Source organism: Streptomyces sp. Y20 (genome assembly GCF_043195475.1).
Lineage (GTDB): Bacteria > Actinomycetota > Actinomycetes > Streptomycetales > Streptomycetaceae > Streptomyces.
The window spans coordinates 625,118-642,540 of the sequence record NZ_JBIDDP010000001.1 but is presented as its reverse complement, the minus strand read 5'-3'; the positions used below and the strand labels follow the sequence as shown (position 1 = coordinate 642,540).

Annotated in this window: 15 protein-coding genes; 9 read left to right on the top strand and 6 right to left on the bottom strand. The window is 73.4% G+C overall.

Annotated elements, in window-relative coordinates:
• Positions 1-80: 80 nt before the first annotated feature.
• The 7 genes from ACGFT1_RS02645 to ACGFT1_RS02615 all read left to right on the top strand — a co-directional run bounded on the left by ACGFT1_RS02645 (position 81) and on the right by ACGFT1_RS02615 (position 6,196).
• On the top strand, positions 81-1,283 hold the full coding sequence (locus ACGFT1_RS02645; protein ID WP_373907181.1) for an ATP-binding protein: 1,203 nt from the start codon (positions 81-83) through the stop codon (positions 1,281-1,283).
• Positions 1,280-1,681, top strand: a complete 402-nt coding sequence (locus ACGFT1_RS02640) for a roadblock/LC7 domain-containing protein (protein ID WP_373907180.1) — start codon at positions 1,280-1,282, stop codon at positions 1,679-1,681. Before ACGFT1_RS02645 ends, ACGFT1_RS02640 begins: the two co-directional genes overlap by 4 nt.
• Positions 1,678-2,052, top strand: coding sequence for a DUF742 domain-containing protein (locus tag ACGFT1_RS02635; RefSeq protein WP_356944119.1), 375 nt, complete (start codon positions 1,678-1,680; stop codon positions 2,050-2,052). The genes ACGFT1_RS02640 and ACGFT1_RS02635 overlap by 4 nt, the downstream gene beginning before the upstream one ends.
• Complete coding sequence (locus ACGFT1_RS02630) at positions 2,027-2,629, top strand: ATP/GTP-binding protein (RefSeq protein WP_356823709.1); 603 nt, start codon at positions 2,027-2,029, stop codon at positions 2,627-2,629. The genes ACGFT1_RS02635 and ACGFT1_RS02630 overlap by 26 nt, the downstream gene beginning before the upstream one ends.
• Positions 2,630-2,690: 61 nt before the next feature.
• The gene (locus ACGFT1_RS02625; protein WP_373907179.1) at positions 2,691-4,040 is read left to right on the top strand and encodes a cytochrome P450; all 1,350 of its coding nucleotides are present in this window, start codon (positions 2,691-2,693) and stop codon (positions 4,038-4,040) included.
• Between the two features lie 105 nt (positions 4,041-4,145).
• Positions 4,146-5,408, top strand: a complete 1,263-nt coding sequence (locus tag ACGFT1_RS02620; RefSeq protein ID WP_373907178.1) for a cytochrome P450 — start codon at positions 4,146-4,148, stop codon at positions 5,406-5,408.
• Positions 5,405-6,196: an enoyl-CoA hydratase/isomerase family protein gene (locus tag ACGFT1_RS02615; protein WP_373907177.1), complete on the top strand. Its 792-nt coding sequence runs from the start codon at positions 5,405-5,407 to the stop codon at positions 6,194-6,196. The genes ACGFT1_RS02620 and ACGFT1_RS02615 overlap by 4 nt, the downstream gene beginning before the upstream one ends.
• Before the next feature lie 75 nt (positions 6,197-6,271).
• Here ACGFT1_RS02615 and ACGFT1_RS02610 read toward each other — a convergent pair whose 3' ends face one another.
• Complete coding sequence (locus tag ACGFT1_RS02610; RefSeq protein ID WP_373907176.1) at positions 6,272-7,102, bottom strand: DeoR/GlpR family DNA-binding transcription regulator; 831 nt, start codon at positions 7,100-7,102, stop codon at positions 6,272-6,274.
• A gap of 292 nt (positions 7,103-7,394) precedes the next feature.
• Between ACGFT1_RS02610 and ACGFT1_RS02605 the strand changes: the two genes are divergently transcribed.
• Positions 7,395-9,782, top strand: coding sequence for a hypothetical protein (locus ACGFT1_RS02605; protein ID WP_373907175.1), 2,388 nt, complete (start codon positions 7,395-7,397; stop codon positions 9,780-9,782).
• Positions 9,783-9,829: 47 nt separating this feature from the next.
• On the opposite strand, the gene ACGFT1_RS02600 is transcribed toward ACGFT1_RS02605, so the two are convergent.
• From ACGFT1_RS02600 to ACGFT1_RS02585, 4 genes are all read right to left on the bottom strand, one after another.
• Positions 9,830-12,268: a right-handed parallel beta-helix repeat-containing protein gene (locus ACGFT1_RS02600; RefSeq protein WP_373907174.1), complete on the bottom strand. Its 2,439-nt coding sequence runs from the start codon at positions 12,266-12,268 to the stop codon at positions 9,830-9,832.
• Positions 12,269-12,492: 224 nt separating this feature from the next.
• Positions 12,493-13,098 carry a hypothetical protein gene (locus ACGFT1_RS02595; RefSeq protein ID WP_373907173.1) on the bottom strand — a complete coding sequence of 202 codons (606 nt, stop codon included), beginning with the start codon at positions 13,096-13,098 and terminating at the stop codon, positions 12,493-12,495.
• Positions 13,099-13,317: 219 nt separating this feature from the next.
• The gene (locus tag ACGFT1_RS02590; protein ID WP_373907172.1) at positions 13,318-14,142 is read right to left on the bottom strand and encodes an MOSC domain-containing protein; all 825 of its coding nucleotides are present in this window, start codon (positions 14,140-14,142) and stop codon (positions 13,318-13,320) included.
• A 42-nt stretch (positions 14,143-14,184) separates the two neighbouring features.
• Positions 14,185-14,628, bottom strand: a complete 444-nt coding sequence (locus ACGFT1_RS02585; protein ID WP_373907171.1) for a DUF6643 family protein — start codon at positions 14,626-14,628, stop codon at positions 14,185-14,187.
• 296 nt (positions 14,629-14,924) lie between these two features.
• Here ACGFT1_RS02585 and ACGFT1_RS02580 point away from each other — a divergent pair, with 296 nt between their 5' ends.
• Positions 14,925-16,214 carry a TerD family protein gene (locus tag ACGFT1_RS02580; protein WP_373907652.1) on the top strand — a complete coding sequence of 430 codons (1,290 nt, stop codon included), beginning with the start codon at positions 14,925-14,927 and terminating at the stop codon, positions 16,212-16,214.
• Positions 16,215-16,220: 6 nt separating this feature from the next.
• Here ACGFT1_RS02580 and ACGFT1_RS02575 read toward each other — a convergent pair whose 3' ends face one another.
• Positions 16,221-17,414, bottom strand: a complete 1,194-nt coding sequence (locus tag ACGFT1_RS02575; RefSeq protein WP_373907651.1) for a glycosyltransferase — start codon at positions 17,412-17,414, stop codon at positions 16,221-16,223.
• Between the last annotated feature and the right edge of the window lie 9 nt (positions 17,415-17,423).

Here is a 17,423-nt window from a genome sequence, read left to right as displayed (position 1 = left end):
TGAATGCGTCCGGGGGACAGTCTCGAAGGCACCATCGCGCTGCTCACGTTCTCGGCGCGCTGCGACGTGAAGAGAGTCTCATGACGTCATTGACCCGGGATCCACTGCTGTGGATCTTGCTTGTGGTGCTCGTCGCTGCGGTCGCCGCAGTGATGCGGGCCCGGAGAACCAACATGGCGCTCCGAAGAACGAGGAAGGACCTGGAGGCAGGACTGGGGCAGGCCCGCGGCGACGTCGGTCAGCTCCACAACCACGTCGCGGCGCTGACCGCGCAGCACCAGCGCGACCTCGCCGACGTACGGGCGGACGCCGAGGCGGCGACCAAGGCGGTGCTGAAGTCCGCGATGGGAACGCTCCAGTCGCTCGCCGAGGAACAGCAGCTCCTCCTGGACACCCTGCTGAAGAAGTACGGCAACACCACCGAGGTCCTCGCCGACCTGATGTCGGTCGACCACACCGGCAGCCAGTTCGGCCGCCGCGCCAAGGGCATCTCGGTGCTGTGCGGCGGCTGGCTCGGCAGGCGGGAGGGCGCCGCCACCGTCTACGACGTCGCCCGCAGCGCCCAGGGAAGGATCAAGGACTTCGACCGGGTCGGCGTCCACTCCCAGGTCAACGTCTCCCTCGTCGGCAAGGCGGTCGAGCCGGTGGCCGTCGTCCTGGCCGAACTGCTGGACAACGCGACAACGTACAGCGCACCCGGGACCCCGGTCGAGGTCAACATCCAGACCGTGCCCACCGGTGTGTGCTTCATCGTGGACGACGCCGGTCTCGGTATGGACCAGGAGACCAAGGACCGGGCGGCGGCACTGCTCAGCGTCGACGGCCCCGTCGACATCACCGGTCTCGGCGATCCGCCGCGGTTCGGCTTCGCCGTGTGCGGCATGCTCGCCGCCCGCTACGGCTTCGCCGTCTCCGTCGGCTCCGTGTCCCCCTACGGCGGAGTGCGTGCAGTGATTCGTGTCCCCGAAAGCCTCCTCGCGGCCGACGCCCCTTCCCCGGCCGCCGGCACCCAGGACGACGCGGCCCCGCAGGCGGCGCCCCAGCGACTGGCGCCCGTCCCGGTCGTGGGCCCCTCGCACGTGGTGGGCACGACCACGGGCGGCCTGCCCAAACGCCGCCGGCGCTCGGGCCCCGTCACGATGGTTCCCGCCCTCGACACCACGGGCCAGGAGGCGACGTCCGAGCCGGCCGGCGAGGTGACGGCGTCGCGGCTCGGGGCGTTCGCACGCGGCACACACCTCGGTCGCACCACGAACACCATGGAAGGATCTGACGACCAGTGAAGACCGACCTGTCCTGGGTGCTGAACGACGTGCTAGAGGTGCGCGGAGCCCGCCACGCGATCCTCGTCTCGGGTGACGGCCTGCTGCTGCACCGCTCGGACGACATCGGCCGGGACGACGCGGAGACGAACGCCGCCGCGATGAGTTCCATGCAGTCGCTGAGCCGTGCCGTCGCCGGCTTCGTCGGAGCGGGACACGGCATCTGGAAGCAGACGCTGCTCGAGTACGACGGCGGCTGGATCTTCCTCATCGCCGCGGGCCAAGGCTCCTACCTCGCCGTCTCGGCCGCACCGGACGTCGACATGGAGGCCGTGTCCTTCCGCATGCAGAAGACGGTGGCCGCCCTGAGCAAGGCGATGAGTGTGGCGCCGCGCGCGGACAACGGTGTCGGCTCATGACGAAGCCCGCCGAGGAAGCCTCCGTCACCAGCGACTTCGTCCGCTCGTACGTCATCACCGGCGGCCGGACCCTGCCGGACTCGGACGACCTGGCGCTGCACACCCTGGTCACCCTCGCCCCCGAGCGGACGCCTCCGCTGGGAGCCGGTCCCGAGGTGACGGCGATCTGGCACCTGTGCGCGGGCGGCTACCTGTCGGTCGCCGAGGTGGCCGGCCACCTGGAACTGCCGGTGGGGGTGGCCCGGTTGCTGCTCACCGACTTATTCGAGCAGGGCCACCTCCTGCGCCGCGCCGAGCCGCCCCGGGCTCAGAACGTTGACAGAGCGACCCTCGAGAAGGTTCTGAATGGACTCCAATCCCTCATCGGCTGAGACGGCCCCTGGATCCATCTACGTCTCCAGCGCGGTGACCAACGCGGCCAAGATCCTGGTGGTCGGGCATTTCGCCGTGGGCAAGACGACGTTCATCGGCTCGCTGTCGGAGATCACCCCGCTGCGCACCGAGGAGAAGATGACGCAGGCGTCGCTCCACGTGGACGACCTCAGGGGCGTGACCGGCAAGTCCACCACCACCGTGGCCCTGGACTTCGGCCGGCTGACACTCAGCGACGACCTCGTGCTGTACCTGTTCGGTACCCCCGGACAACAGCGTTTCATGCAGCTGTGGGAGGACATGGCCCGTGGCGCGCTCGGCGCGCTGCTGCTGGTCGACCCCGCCCGGCTGGAGGAGACCTTCCCCGTCATCGACCTCGTCGAGCGGTACGGACTCGAGTACGCCATCGCGGTCAACAGCTTCGGCGCGGACACGGCGTACGCGGAGGCGGAGGTGCGCGAGGCCCTCGACCTGCTCCCGGACACCCCCGTCGTCTACTGCGACGCCCGCGACCGGCAGTCCTCCGCCCACGCGCTCATCGCGCTCGTGCGTCACCTGCTCACCCGAGCCGCCTGACACGCCCCACCGCCCGCCTCATCGGCCGGACCATCGGCCGCGGGCCAGCAGAAGGAACCTCATGGACCGTCAGTCAGTCAGCGCCCCCACCGGCGCAAGATGCCCCCTGCACGACGCCGCGTTCGCCGCCGACCCCCAGCAGGTCTACGACCGGGTGCGCGCCCACGGCCCGGCCGGGCCCGTCGAACTCGCACCCGGCGTGGACGCCACCCTGGTCGTCGGGCACGAGACGGCCCTGCGCGTCCTGCAGAACTCCACGCTCTTCGCCCGGGACGCCCGCCGCTGGAAGGCGCTGAACGAGGGGCGCGTCGGGCTCGACCACCCGGTGCTGCCGATGATGGCGTACCGGCCCAACTGCCTGTTCACCGACGGCGCCGTACACCTGCGGCTGCGCAAGGCCGTCACCGACAGCCTCGCCCGGCTCAACATGACCCGCGTCCGCCGCGACGTCGAGCCCATCGCCGACTACCTCATCGACCGGTTCAGCGAGCGCGGCCGGGCCGACCTCCTCAACGACTACGCCAAACTGCTGCCGCTGCTGCTGTTCAACCAGCTCTTCGGCTGCCCGCCGGACATCGGTGACACCCTCACCAGCGCCATGTCGGCGATCTTCGACGGCCGGGACGCCCTGCGCGCCAACGAGGAACTCACCGCCTGCCTCATGGAGCTGATCGCCCTCAAGCGCCGCCGGGCCGGCGACGACGTCACCTCCTGGCTGATCCAGCACCCCGCCGGCCTGACCGACGAGGAACTCAAGGACCAGCTGGTCATGCTGATGGGCGCCGGCGTCGAACCCGAGCGCAACCTGATCGGCAACGCCCTGCTCCTGCTGCTGGCACCCGGTGCGGGCGGCAGCGGCTCCGGCATGCTGATCGAGGAGGCGATCGACCACGTGCTGTGGAACCAGACGCCCATCGCCAACTACGCCACCCACTACCCGGTGCAGGACGTGGACCTCGGGGGAGTGGTGGCCGAGGCCAACACACCGGTCGTCATCAGCTTCGCCGCCGCCAACAGCGATCCCGCGCTGGCCGACGCCCGCCGCTCGCACAGCAAGGGCGCCCACCTCGCCTGGGGAGCCGGCCCGCACGCGTGCCCCGCCAAGGACCCGGCGCAGGTCATCGCCGTCACCGCGATCGAGAAGATCCTCAACGCCCTGCCCGACCTGACACTGGCCGTCCGCGAGGAAGACCTCCAGTGGCGGCCGGGACCGTTCCACCGGGCCCTGGTCGCGCTGCCCGTGGCCTTCAGCCCGACCCCGGCCACCCGGACGGCCACCGCCCTCCAGGGCCGTACCGTCCCCGCCGCGGCCGAACAGCCGGTCCCCACGGTCGCGGCGCCCACCGTCCGCCCGGAGGCGCCCAGGAAGAAGGGGTTCTGGAGCAGCTTCCTGGACACCTTCCGGGTCTGATGTGCGGCATGTGACGGGAGCAACACGCAGAGGCGCATGACCGGGGTGAGGGGAAGGGTAGGTTCCGGCGGTAACGGTAGCGCCCAGCCACCAAAGGAGCTTCGCGTGACCGCCGTCGGCGTCATACGCGGTACCACCACGGACCGCCGAGCCGTCATCCCCCTCCTCCGGCGCCTGCGTTCGGCCGACGGGCAGGCCGATCCCCTGCCCGTCTGGGAGGAATTGCGCGCACTGGGTGATGTGGTGCCCGCTCCCTGGGGCGGGTACTTCGTCACCGGCTTCGACGCCTGCAGCCAGGTCCTGCGGGGCAGGGACTGGCTCGCACCGGACTTCGCCTGGCAGGAGCGCCACGCGGACACGGCACGCTGGCAGGACCCGTCGACGCGGGAGATGACGCGGACACTGTCCCGGCTCAACGCCCCCGAGCACACCGCCCAGCGGCGCGCCCTGGGCAACCTCTTCGACCGCGGCACCCTGGAAACCCTGCGGCCCCGGATCACCGCCCACGTCACCCGGCTCCTGGACCACCTCGACGCACAACTGCGCGCCCACGGCGAGGCCGACTTCGTCACCGCGGTGAGCGACCGGCTCCCGATCCACACCGTCGGACAGTGGCTCGGCATCCCGGCCGGGGACCACCCGCGCATACTCGACTTCACCCATCGGCAGGTCCACGCGCAGGAACTCCTCCCCACCAAGAGCGAACTGGCCGTGTCGGCGCAGGCCACCCGGGAGATGCGGGCCTACTTCACCGCCCTCCTCGCCCACCGGCGCGCCCACCCCGGTGACGACCTCCTGACCGGCTGGATACGCTACTGGGACGCCCAGTATCCCGCCGACCGCGCGACCGCCGACCAGACGCTGTACGACCTGACGATGTTCATCACCATCGCCTCCCTGGAGACCACCGCGACCCTGCTGAGCAACGCGGTGTGGTTCCTCACCCGGGACCCCGCACGGGCCGACCTGCTGCGCCGGCACCCCGAACACGTCGACCACGCGATCGAGGAGACGTTGCGCTACGACCCGCCCATCCACCTCAACTCGCGCGTCGCCGCCGCCGACACCGTCCTCGCCGGAGTCCCCGTCGCCGGGGACACCACCGTCCACGTCCTCTACGGCGCCGCCAACCACGACCCGCGCCGCAACGAGAACCCCCACGTGTTCGACATCCTCCGCAAGGGCGGCCACCTCACCTTCGGCGGCGGAGCCCACTACTGCCTCGGCTCGGGCCTGGCCCGCCTGGAGGCCCGCGTGCTGCTCACCCAGCTGCTGGAACGATTCCCCACCCTGCGGCCGGCCGCGGGTCCGACCTACGCGAACCGGATGGTCTTCCGGCGCGTGACCTCCCTGAGAGTGACGACATGACCGCCCTCCCCTTCATGGCTCCTCCGGCCGAGCCCGTACGGCAGACCCTGCGGACCCGCCGGGAGGGCGCCGTCCTCACCGTCGAGCTGAACACGCCCGCGGAGGGCAACACCGTCACCGACGCCCTGCTGGACGACCTCCTGGCCGTCCTCCAGGACCAGGACCCGGCGGTCCGGGTGCTCGTGCTCGCCGGCAGCGGCGACGACTTCTGTCTGGGCGGGGACCGCGGCGAGTTCGGCCGGCACCTCGCCCACGACCCCACGGGCAGCGGCATCCGCCTGTCGGGGACCAAGGCACGGCGCGTCTGCGACGCCCTGACCGGGAACCCGGCCGTCACCATCGCCCGCGTCCAGGGCAAGGCCATCGGAGCGGGCCTAGCCCTCGCGCTCGCCTGTGACCTGCGGGTCGGGTCCGAGGACGCGACCTTCCGGCTGCCCGAACTCGCCCTGGGGCTGCCCACCGCGTGGGGCGGTCTCCTGCCCCGCCTCATCAACGAGGTCGGCGCCGCCCGCGTCCGCGAACTCGTCCTGACCGGACGGGCCTTCACCGCGGCGGAAGCCCTGTCCCTGTCCGTCCTGCAGAAAGTCGTGCCCGCCCGGGAACTGGACGCGGCCGTCGACGCGTGGGCCGGGCCCGTCGTCCGCCGCCCCCCGGCGGCACTGCGCGTCACCAAGGCCCTGCTCAACTCGCTGTCCGCCGGCTCGCGCCTGGCCGACACCTCCGCGCTGGACGCGGAACTGATGGCAGCGGTCGTCGCCGAACTGCACCACTCCCGCGGCACCGTCTGATCGCCGGCCCCCCGGGCACCTGCCCAGGCAGACCACCACGCCCCGGACGGCGGGCCCCGGGCCCCCGGCGGCTCCTCAGAAGTCCGCGTCGTCCTGACCGGGCTCGCCCGCCACCACCACACGCAGGTGCTCGGCGATCTCCGCACGCGCCTGCGCGGCCAGCCCCGCATCGGTCACCAGCGTGTCCACCTGCTCCAGCGTGGCGAACGAACTCAGGCCCACCGTGCCCCACTTGGTGTGGTCGGCGACCACCACGACGCGGCGCGCGGAGTGCACCAGCCGCCGGTTGGTCTCGGCCTCCGCGAGGTTCGGCGTGGACAGGCCGGCCTGTGCCGATATGCCGTGCACGCCGAGGAACAGCAGGTCGAAGTGGAGCGTGGCGATCGCCTGGTCGGCCACCGGCCCCACCAGCGAGTCCGACGGCGTGCGCACCCCGCCGGTCAGCACCACCGTCGCCGCCGCCTGCCGCTGTCCCGAGGTCCGCTGAGCCGTGTGGAAGACGTCCGCGACCCGCAGCGAGTTCGTCACCACGGTCAGGTCGGGCACCTCCAGCAGATGCTGGGCGAGCGCGTACGTCGTCGTACCGCCCGACAGGGCGATCGCCGCACCCGGCGCGACCAGCCGGGCGGCGGCGCGCGCGATGTCCTCCTTGGCGGTCAGCTCCAGCCCCGACTTCGCCTCGAACCCCGGCTCGTGGGTGCTCGCCTCGAGGACCGGCACCGCACCGCCGTGCACCTTCTCCAGCATCCCCTGCCGGGCGAGCGTGTCCAGGTCGCGGCGCACGGTCATGTCCGACACACCCAGCTTGCGGGTCAGTTCGTTGACCCGCACACCGCCCCGGCGGCGGACCTCGTCCAGGATCAGGGCGCGGCGCTGCTCCGCGAGGAGGTTCTGATTCTCACTCACGTACGCTCCGCTCCTTTCACCGCCACCCGTCCGACACGCCCGGCACAGCGGCCCCGACCTGGAAATTCCCTCGGTCCGGCAGTACGCGGGCGCCCCATCCTTTCACGGGTCGGCACCGCCCGCGCCACCACCCGCCGGCCCCGCGTCCGCCCCCCGGGGGGCCGCACGGCCCGCCCGCCGTCCCCCGGATCGGGGAGATTCCGTGAGGAGTGGGACACGGGGCCGCCGCACCGGAGACCCTGGAAGGCGCACGGCACAGACATCAGGGTGTCACGGGGGAAGTGCGAGAACAGTGGAACGTGCGCAGGAACGCCCCGCGGGGCGGCACGCGGACCCGGCCCGGGCGGCCGAGCCGGGCCAGGACCTGGAACTGATGGTGCACGGGGTCGGCGGCGCCACGCCCGAGAAGATGCTCGGCGATCCGCGCACGGTCCGGGTCACCGGCGACGACACGGCCGCCGTCTTCCGACGCGCCGAGGACGCGCAAGCCACCGGCCAGGACGGGGAAACCGCCGGTCAGGGCGCTCCGGCCGCCGGGCGCGAGTCCCGGAACGGGCCGGTCCGGGAAGCGTACGTCTGGTGCAACCTGACCTCCGGCGACGGCAGCCGCGCCCTGTGGCTGTTGCTGCTGCCGTTCATGGTCGTCAACCTCGCCCACTGGATGCGCCCCACCGCACCCGGCCGGCAGCGCACCGTCCGGCTCTATGGCCTCCTCGTGCGCCTGGCCGCCCTCACCCTGACGGCGCTCCTGGTCGGCGCCGCCTGCGAGGTCGCCCTGGACCTGGTGGCCTGGCAGTGCGCGGGCGTCCCCGACTGCGTGCGCCGCCACTCCTGGCTGGGCTTCCTGGCCCCCGCGGCCGACGGGGCACCGGCCGGCGCCGGTGGCTGGTGGAGCGCGCCCGGCCGCCGGCTCGCCCTCGCCTCGACGCTGCCGACCGCGCTGACCGGCCTGCTCTGGTACCTCTCGCACCGCACCTGGAGCGCCTACGAGTCCCACCGCCCGCTGTCCCCCGACGCCCGGACGGACACCGGCGGCAGCGCGCTGGCCCGGCCCGGCTTCTGGTTCGGGCGCCGACTGGTGGCCCGGCTGCGGGCGGCCCACACCGCGGCCGCCCTGCTGACGGTCGCCGCCGCCGTGGCCACCCCGGCGGCCCGCTTCGACCACCGCCCCGGCGGTCCCGCCGCCCTCGACGTCCTCGGCCGGCTGCTCATCACCGCCCTGCTCGCCTGCGCGGGCGTGGCCGTGAGCGTGGTCTGCCGCCGGGGCCGCAGCGAGAACCGCCTCGACCAGCGCCTCGACCGGCACCTCGTGCGCCGCCTGCCGCTCGGCGCGCTCGGTCTGCTGCTGCTCACCCTGCTCTACGCCGGCTGGTCCCGGCCCGGCTGGCAGTCCACCGGACGGCTGCCCGGAGACCCGGCCTTCGGCGCCCTCACGGCGGCCCAGGGCCTGCTCGTCGTCGCCCTCGCAGCCGTGGCCCGGGACCTGTACCGCCGCTGCCCCGACCCGCGCGCCGGGATGCGGGGCCTCGGCGGCCCCGCCGTCGCCCTGCTCGCCTGCGCGCTGGGCGGCGTGATCTCCGGCGGGGTCGCCCAGCGCGTCGCCGACTGGCTGGACGGCACCCGCGCCCTGCTCGCCGGGCCGCCCGTCCTGCTCACCTGGCAGGCGTCCGCCATTCCGCCGCTCCTCGCCGTCCTGCTGCTCGTCGCCGTCCGGCTCGCCCTGGACACCGCCCGGCTCGCCCGCGCCGAACGCGACCGGGTCCGCCACGAGCACCCCGGGGAACCCGAGGACCCCTCCCGCACACGCGCCATCGCACACGCCCGGGCCATGGCCACGCTCACCGACCGGGCGCCCGCCGTCCTCGCCGTGCTCACCGCCGCCACCCTGCTGCTGGGCAGCGCGGCCCTGGCCGGCGCCCTGGCCACGGGGAAGACGCCCGACGGCGCCGCCCGCCGCACCCAGCACCTGGTCCAGGCCGTGGCCGAGACCTCACAGGCGCTGGGCTCCTGGCTGGTGGGGTTCGGCTTCCTGCTCTTCGTGACCTGGGGCCGGCGCGCCTACAAGGACGCCGCCGCCCGGCGCACCATCGGAATCCTCTGGGACGTGGGCACCTTCTGGCCGCGCGCCGCCCACCCCTTCGCACCCCCCTGCTACGCCGAACGCGCGGTGCCCGACCTGACCTGGCGGATGGCGACCTGGACGCGGCACACCGGCGGCCGGCTCGTCCTGTCCGGCCACTCCCAGGGCAGCGTCCTCGCCGCCGCGGCGGCCTGGCAACTGCCGCCGTCGGTACGCGGGCGGGTCGCCCTGCTCACCTACGGCTCCCCGCTGGAACGCCTGTACGGCCGCTGGTTCCCGGCCCACTTCGGCCCGCCGGCGCTCGCATCCCTGCACCACGACATCGCCTGCTGGCGCAATCTCCACCGCGCCACCGACCCCATCGGCGGCCCCGTCCGTGTCTCCGACGGCACCACTCCCGAGGTCGACGAGCCCCTACGGGACCCCCTCGCCTACGGCCGCACCGACGAGCACCCTCTCCCCGCCCCGATCCTCGGCCACTCCGACTACCAGGCGGACCCCGCCTTCACCCGCGAACGGGCCCGCCTGCTCAGCCGCTTGCGCCCGGAGCTGCCGGGACAGCGCCCGGACCCCGCACCGGGCGGACGAGGCCACGGCTAGCCCCGGCGCCACGGGCACATCCCGGAGGAGGGATACGGCCGGCCCGCTCAGGGCAGGTCCGGCAGGTCCTCCCCGAACAGCAAGGTCAGATCGTCGGTGGTGGGGTCGGCGAGCTGGGCGACGCGGCTCGCGTGCCGCTCCACCATCGCCTCGAACGTCTGCCGGGCGGTACGGCCGTTGCCGAACGCGGGCCCCTTCGGGAGCGCGGTGAAGTACTTCAGCAGGGCCTCGGACGCACCCGGGGCCAGCCGGTACTCGTGCTCGTCGGCCTGCTGCTCCACGATCCGCAGCAGCTCCTCGGGGCCGTAATCGCCGAACGTGATGGTGCGGGAGAAGCGGGAGGCGACACCCGGGTTGACGGAGAGGAAGCGCTCCATCTCCGCGGTGTAACCCGCGACGATCACCACCACCGCGTCCCGCTGGTCCTCCATCAGCTTCACCAGCGTGTCGATGGCCTCCTTGCCGAAGTCCCGCCCGGCGTCCTGCGGGGACAGCGCGTACGCCTCGTCGATGAACAGCACACCGCCGCGCGCCCGCTGGAACGCCTCCTGGGTGCGGATCGCCGTGGAACCGATGTGCTCCCCGACCAGGTCGACCCGGGACACCTCGACCAGATGGCCTTTCTCCAGCACACCGAGGGAGGCGAGGATCTCGCCGTACAGCCGGGCGACGGTCGTCTTGCCGGTACCGGGGGAGCCCGTGAAGACCAGGTGCCGCTTGACGGAGGCCGCCTTCAGACCGGCCCGCTGCCGGCGCCGGCCCACCTCGATCATGTCGGTCAGCGCACGCACCTCGCGTTTGACGCTCTCCAGACCCACCAGCGCGTCGAGTTCCCCGAGCACGTCCTTCGACGAGCGCCGCGGCGCCTGCGGTTCCGCGACGGCGACGGGCGGTTCCCGCTCCGCCGTCTGCTGCCCGGGGATCGCGCCCAGCAGTCCGGCGCCCTGCCCAGCCGTCTGCACGGCAGCCTCACGGGGCACGGGCGGCCGGGGACCGCCGCTCTCGTCACTGGTGCAGTCCTCCACCACCGGTCCCGTCCCGGGTCCCGCGTCCGGGCCGCCGTCGGCGAACTCGTACCCACCGCGCGCGCACCGCTCCGTGCGGCATCTGCGCAGGGTCGTACGGCAGCCGTCGAGCACGTGGAAGCCGTACCCGCCGCTGCCGCTGACCCGGCAGTTGAGGAAACTGCCCCGGCCGCCCGCGGACACGTAGAAACCGGCCTCCGAGGGGGAGTCGACCGTGCAGCGCTCGATGGTCGGGTCCGCGCCCTTGGTGACGATCACACCCGTCTGGGTGCCGTCCAGGGTGCAGTTGCCGAGCGTGCCACCGCTGCCGTGGTCGCGGAACCAGGCACCGGTGGCCGCGTCCCGGATCCGGCAGTCGTCCAGCTGCGCGGTCGCCCCGTCGCTCACCGAGACGGCCGTGTTGCGCACCTGGGACAGGTCGCTGTCCACGACATCCACGCGGGAACCGCGGTCCAGCACGAACAGCGCGTCCGGCACGTCGTGCACCCGGCAGGAGTCGAGCACCGCGGTGGCGCCGTCGCTCACCCACACCGCCGGATAGTCACCGGTGCTGTCGAAGATCTCGCACTGATTGGCGTCCACCCGGGTTCCCGGATCCCACACCGACAGGCCGTTGCGACCGAACTGACGGACCGTCGTCCGGGTCAGGGTGAGCACCGAGCGGGAGCGCAGGTCGACCGCGTTCTCCGGGATGTCGTGGATGCGGCAGTCGGCCAGCGTGAGCACGGCGTCCGTGTCCAGGGTGATGCCGTCGGCGGTGGTGCGGTGCACATCGCAGTCGGTCAGGTGCGCGGTGGCCCGCTCGGTGACCTGCACTCCGGAGCCGCGCACCTCGTAGATCTCGCAGCCCACCGCCTCCAGCGCGGAGTTCTCGCCGGTAACGGTCAGCCCGGTCCCGGAGGCGTGGTGCACCCGGCAGCGCTCCAGCCGCGGATGCGCGCCGCCGCGGACCGCTACGCCCGCCTGTCCGGCCGCGACGACCTCGCACTCCTCGAACACGCCGCTGCCGCCGTCGAGGACGGTGATGCCGATGCCGGCCGGGTTGTCGACGGTGCAGCGGCGCACGGTCGGGCGGGCACCGCCGCGCACCTCGATGCCGGCGGCGGACCGGGTGACGATGCGCACGTCCGCCAGCTCGGGCGTGCCCTCCTCGACCAGCACCGCGGGCGCGGCCGCGTCCTGGCCCTCCACGTGCAGGTCCTGTACCACGGCCGAGGCCCGCACCGTGAGCGGCACCCCGTCCGCGGGCGCGATCCGCACCGAGCCGGAGGACCCCTCGGGCCCACGGAGAGTCACCGCCCGCTCGACGACGAGGTTCTCCCGGTACGTGCCGGGAGCGATGGTGAGGACGTCGCCGTCGGCGGCGGCGTCGAGGGCGGCGGCGAGCGACGCGTACTCACCCGTGCGGCGCCGCCACCGCGAAGTACCGGTGTGCGTCACCTGGACCGTGCCCTGTGCCATGGCGTTGCCGTGCCCCCACCTCGTCGTACTGATGCTCGCCGCCCGCCGGGGCGCTGCCGTGGGCGCCCGGACCGTGACCCCGCCCTCGGGCCGGAGTGTGTTCGCGCTGCCGGGAACCTGCGCGCCCCGGGACTTCACGCACCCGCGGGTCGTCGCCGAAAGTGCTTCGGCCGGTCCACCGTAGCGTGTGCGTGCGGGCGGGGTTGACCAGAGCCGGAAGGCCGTCAGCTGCCCGTGCCCGCCTTGCCCCAGTCCGGACCCGCCCGCTCCCAGGCCCGGTCCCAGCGGGCGTACCGCCGGCGGACCATGCGCCAGACGGTCAGGCGCCGGCCGGTCTCGACGAGGGCCGCGGTCACCAGGGCCGCGCCGAACCCGGCGAGCACGGCGTGTGCCGTCGCTGTGGCGCGGTCCAGCGGGCGGGTCGTTATTCGGCCGTGCGGGTCGGACCAGAGCCTGAAGCGGTCCCCTCGGCCGGGTGACTTCAGGTCCACGAGGACCTGGCCCCGGCGCCGGCTGCCGTCCGGCGCGCGCCAGTACGCCAGGACGCGGCTGTGGACGTCGCGCCCTGTGGTGGTGTCGGGGTCCGCCTCCGGCGGGGCCCCGCCCAGGTCCCGTACGACCGTGGCGGTGACGAGGTGACGCCCGTGCTGCTGCTGCCGTACGGACCGCTGGAGCGAGTCCTGGGCGGCGGCGCCGACCACACAGCCGGTCAGGGGGGCCGCCACGGCGATCAGCAGCAGTGCCACGAGGGCCACCCACGCCTCGGCGAGATCCGTCGCCCGGCGCAGCGGATTGCGCCGCCAGCGCCACAGTCCGCTCAGTGCCCGCATGCCCCACCCCCTTCCGGTCCGTCATGACCCCGGTTCCCGCGCCCGCCCCCGGTCCCGGCCGGGAGCAGGCCGCCTCACGTCCGCCGCCGTACCTCACGTCCGCGGCCTCTCATGAATTTCTCACGCCCCCTCAACGACCGGCGACCGGCTCCGGGTTCCCGGCCACCGGGCCACGGCCGCCCGCTTGCGGGCGACGTCCGCGTGCCGGTGGCCTGCGTGCTACGACAGCACGCGCACCGGGTCGCCGATCCTGATCGTGCCGGGCGAGAGGGGCACCAGGTGCACCCCGAACAGCAGCTGGCCGTCGATCCGGCGGTGCCGGGCCAGGGTGTGCAGCGGCTCCCGGCCGCGGACGGCGGAGTCCTGGTCGTTGGTCGTCACCACACAGCGCGCGCAGGCCTTCGGGACGCGGAAGCCGACCTCACCGATCGAGACGCGCGTCCAGTCGTCCTCGGCCCATGCCTCGGTGCCGGTGACGACGATGTTGGGCCGGAAGCGGCTCATGGGCAGCGGCCCCTCGTCGGCGTGTCCGCCCTGCGCTATGAGCGAGTTCAGGGCGTCCAGCGAGGCCGTCGTGGTGACCAGCAGGGGGAAGCCGTCGGCGAGGTTCACCATCTCGCCGGGCAGTGCGTAGGCGGGGACGATCGGACGACGGGTGGCCGGGTCGTCCAGGTGGACCAGGCGGACGTCGGCCTGGAGATAAGCGCTGCACCAGGCGTGCGCGTCGGCGGCGGCCGGGACGACCTCGACCTTCGTACCGAAGACGTTCACGGGCACGGTCGCGGCCGGGTGCGGCACCTCGACCGTCAGCGGTTCCCGGCCGGGCGCGGACAGACGAACGCCGCCGCCGGCCAGCGGCTCGGCGGCGGCCAGCGCGAGGCGCGGATGCTCACGCTGTGTGACGACCTTTCCCCCGTCGTCGATCAGTGACCAGCGCCGGTCCCCGGCCAGACCCCACGGCTCCACGACGGCCTCACCGCGCGCCAGCGCCCGGAACGCCTTGACCGGATGGACGTGGAGCGACTGCACTTCGACGTTTCCCATGCCGTCATCGTGCCAAACCGCACCGACAGCCGGGCGCGCCGGTCAGTAACCGCGGTACTGCTGCTGCTGATTGTTGTACGGGTCCTGGTAGGGAGCCGGTGCGGGGCGCGGCGCGGCCGGACGCATGGCCTCGTAGCCGTTGCCCGCCGCCATCGGCCGCTGCTGCTGCGGAGCCTGCGGGCCGGGATAGCCGCGCGGGGCGCTCGCCTGCTGCGGGATGTACGCCGTGGGCGCGTACTGGACCGGTGCGGGCTGCTGGGTCTGCGGGTAGCCGTAGGAGGGGACCTGCTGGGACGGGGCCGCCGGGAGGGCGGGCAGCGCCGACGGCAGGGCGGGCAGGCTGTTGCCCGTGTCGTAGGCGGCGGGGACCCGGATCGGGGCGATCTGCGGGGTGCCCCGCTCGGCGACGAGCGAGTCGTAGATCGGGGTGTCCGGGAAGGAGGCGGAGTAGTAGCCGCCGCCATAAGTGGAGCGGGGGGAGGTCATGGCACATAAGTTAAGCCCACGATGTGCTGGTTGGGGAGACCGGTAAGAGGGTTGTTTTCCGTGTCGGCAGCCGCTTGGGACCCCCAACCCGAGCGAACTCGGCAAAAAGGGACACCGATCCACGTTTGGATCGTGTAAAGGCCGCGTTCTCAGCGGGTTACCGGCGGTTGACCGGCGATCTTCCTGTGCCGTTCGTGGGCGTTCGCCGGACGCGGGAATAAGTTGTGCGGGCAGGGACGACCCCGACCGCCGGGGCGGAAACCGTGAGCGAAGACCCGATGGGGGCCCACATGTCAATGCCGAAAGGCGCCAACGTAGCCGTGCCGACCGCGGCCCTGCGCGTCGAACTGGGCTGGCGCACCGAGCCGGGGACGCCGGACGCGGATGCCTCGGCACTGCTGCTCGCCGCCGGGAAGGTCCGCTCCGACGAGGACCTCGTCTTCTACAACCAGCCCGCGCACCCCTCCGGGGCGGTCCGCCACGAGGGCAAGCGGACGGCCGGCGGACGCGTCACCGACGCTCTTGTCGCCGACCTCGCGCGCGTGGAGCCCGCCGTCGAGCGCATCGTCCTCGCCGCCTCCGCGGACGGCGGGACGTTCGGGCAGGTCCCCGGCCTCTACATCGAGGTCACCGACGCGGCCTCCGGGCAGGTCGTCGCCCGCTTCGACAGCCCCGGCGCGACCGTGGAGACGGCCTTCGTGCTCGGCGAGTTCTACCGCCGCCAGGATGGCTGGAAGTTCCGTGCCGTGGGCCAGGGGTACAGCAGCGGACTCGAGGGCCTGGCAACGGACTTCGGCATCACCGTGGACGAGCCGCAGCACGCGGCTCCGACGCCGGCCCCGGCGCAGGCCCCCGCGTCCCCGCCGGCCGCCCCGCCGGCGGGGACGGCACCGGCACCGGCCCCGGCGACCGTGCCGCCGCCCGCGCCCGCCGTTCCCCCCGCGCCCGCCGCCCAGCCGGTCCGCCTGTCCAAGGTCACCCTCACCAAGGCGGCCCCCTCCGTCTCGCTGGCCAAGCAGGGCGGCAGCTCCGGAACCATGCGGGTGAACCTCAACTGGCAGGTGCGCAAGCAGTTCCCGGGCCGTGTCGGGCGATGGGGCGGCGGCCCGAACCTCGACCTCGACCTCGGCGCCCTGTACGAACTCGCCGACGGCCGCAAGGGAGTCGTCCAGGCCCTCGGCAACGCCTTCGGCTCGCTCCACCGGCCGCCGTACATCCACCTGGACGGCGACGACCGCACCGGAGCCACGGCGAGCGGCGAGAACCTCTCCATCAACCTCGACCACACGCGGGACCTCCGGCGCGTCCTCGTCTTCGTCACCATCTACGAAGGCGCCAGGTCCTTCGCCGACCTGCACGCCACCGTCACCCTCCAGCCGCAGTACGGCGCCCCCATCGACTTCTCACTGGACGAGTGCACCGTCCCGTCCCCGGTGTGCGCGCTCGCCCTCATCACCAACACCGGCGGCGACCTCGTCGTCCGGCGCGAGGCGCGGTACCTCGTGCCGGAGCGCGGTGTGAGCCCGCAGCGGACCATGGACCGGGCCTACGGATGGGGCATGAACTGGACGCCGGGCCGCAAGTGAGGGGGCTCAGCCCTCGTCCGGCACGGCGTCCGGGCGGGCGTAGGTGCGGCCCTTCCAGGCGGCTCCGCGCCCGCGGTGGTGCCGCACCGCGGAGTCGACCGTCATCAGCAGGTACAGCGACGCGGTGAACGGCAGCAGCGGAGCGAGCCACAGCGGCTGCCGGTAGTACCGCAGCATCGGCACGTACGTGCCCGTCATCACCGCCCAGGCCAGCCCGCCCGTGGCCGCCGTCGCCGTACTGCCGCCCGCCGCGCCCGCGACGACCGCGGCGGGCGGCACCAGGTACACCAGGACGAGACCGGCGACCGTGCCGAGAAGCAGCAGCGGATGGTGCCTCAGCTGGGCGTAGGCACTGCGCGCGACCATCCGCCACAGGTCGTGCAGCCGCGGATACGGGCGCACGCTGTCCACCCGGTCGGCCAGCCCCAGCCACACACGGCCCCCGGCGCGCTTCACCGCGCGCGCGAGCGCGACGTCGTCGATGACGGCCTGCCGGATCGAGTCCGGGACGCGCGCCTCCTCCGCCATGCCCGCCCGCAGCAGGACACAGCCGCCCGCCGCCGCGGCCGTACGCGACCCCTCCCGGCCGATCCACCGGAAGGGGTACAACTGTGCGAAGAAGTAGACGAAAGCCGGCACCACGAGCCGCTCCCACGCACTCTCCACGCGCAGCCGCGCCATCTGCGACACCACGTCGAAACCGCCGGTCCGGGCCGCCGCGACCAGCTCACGCAGGCTGTCGGGGGCGTGCGCGATGTCCGCGTCCGTCAGCAGCAGATACTCGGGCTCACGCGCGCGTGCCAGCCCGATGCCGTACCGCACCGCCCACAGCTTGCCCGTCCAGCCCGCCGGCGGCTCACCGGGCGACCCGACGGTCAGCGGCAGCCCGCCGTGCCGCCGGGACAGCTCCCGGGCCAGGTCCCCGGTGCCGTCCGTGCTCCCGTCGTCCACCAGGAAGACCTCGGCCCGCCCCGGATAGTCCTGCGCCAGCAGCGACGGCAGGGCGGCGGGCAGCACCTCGGCCTCGTCGCGGGCCGGTACGACCACACAGACCGGCGGCCACGCCTCCGGTTCGCGGCGCCGCGGCAGCCGGACGTCCGTACGCCAGAAGAAGCCCTGGCCCAGCAGCAGCCAGCACCAGGCGGCCAGCGACCCGACGGTGATCCACAAACAGGCGCTCACGGCCGCAGTCTGCCCCACCGGGGAGGC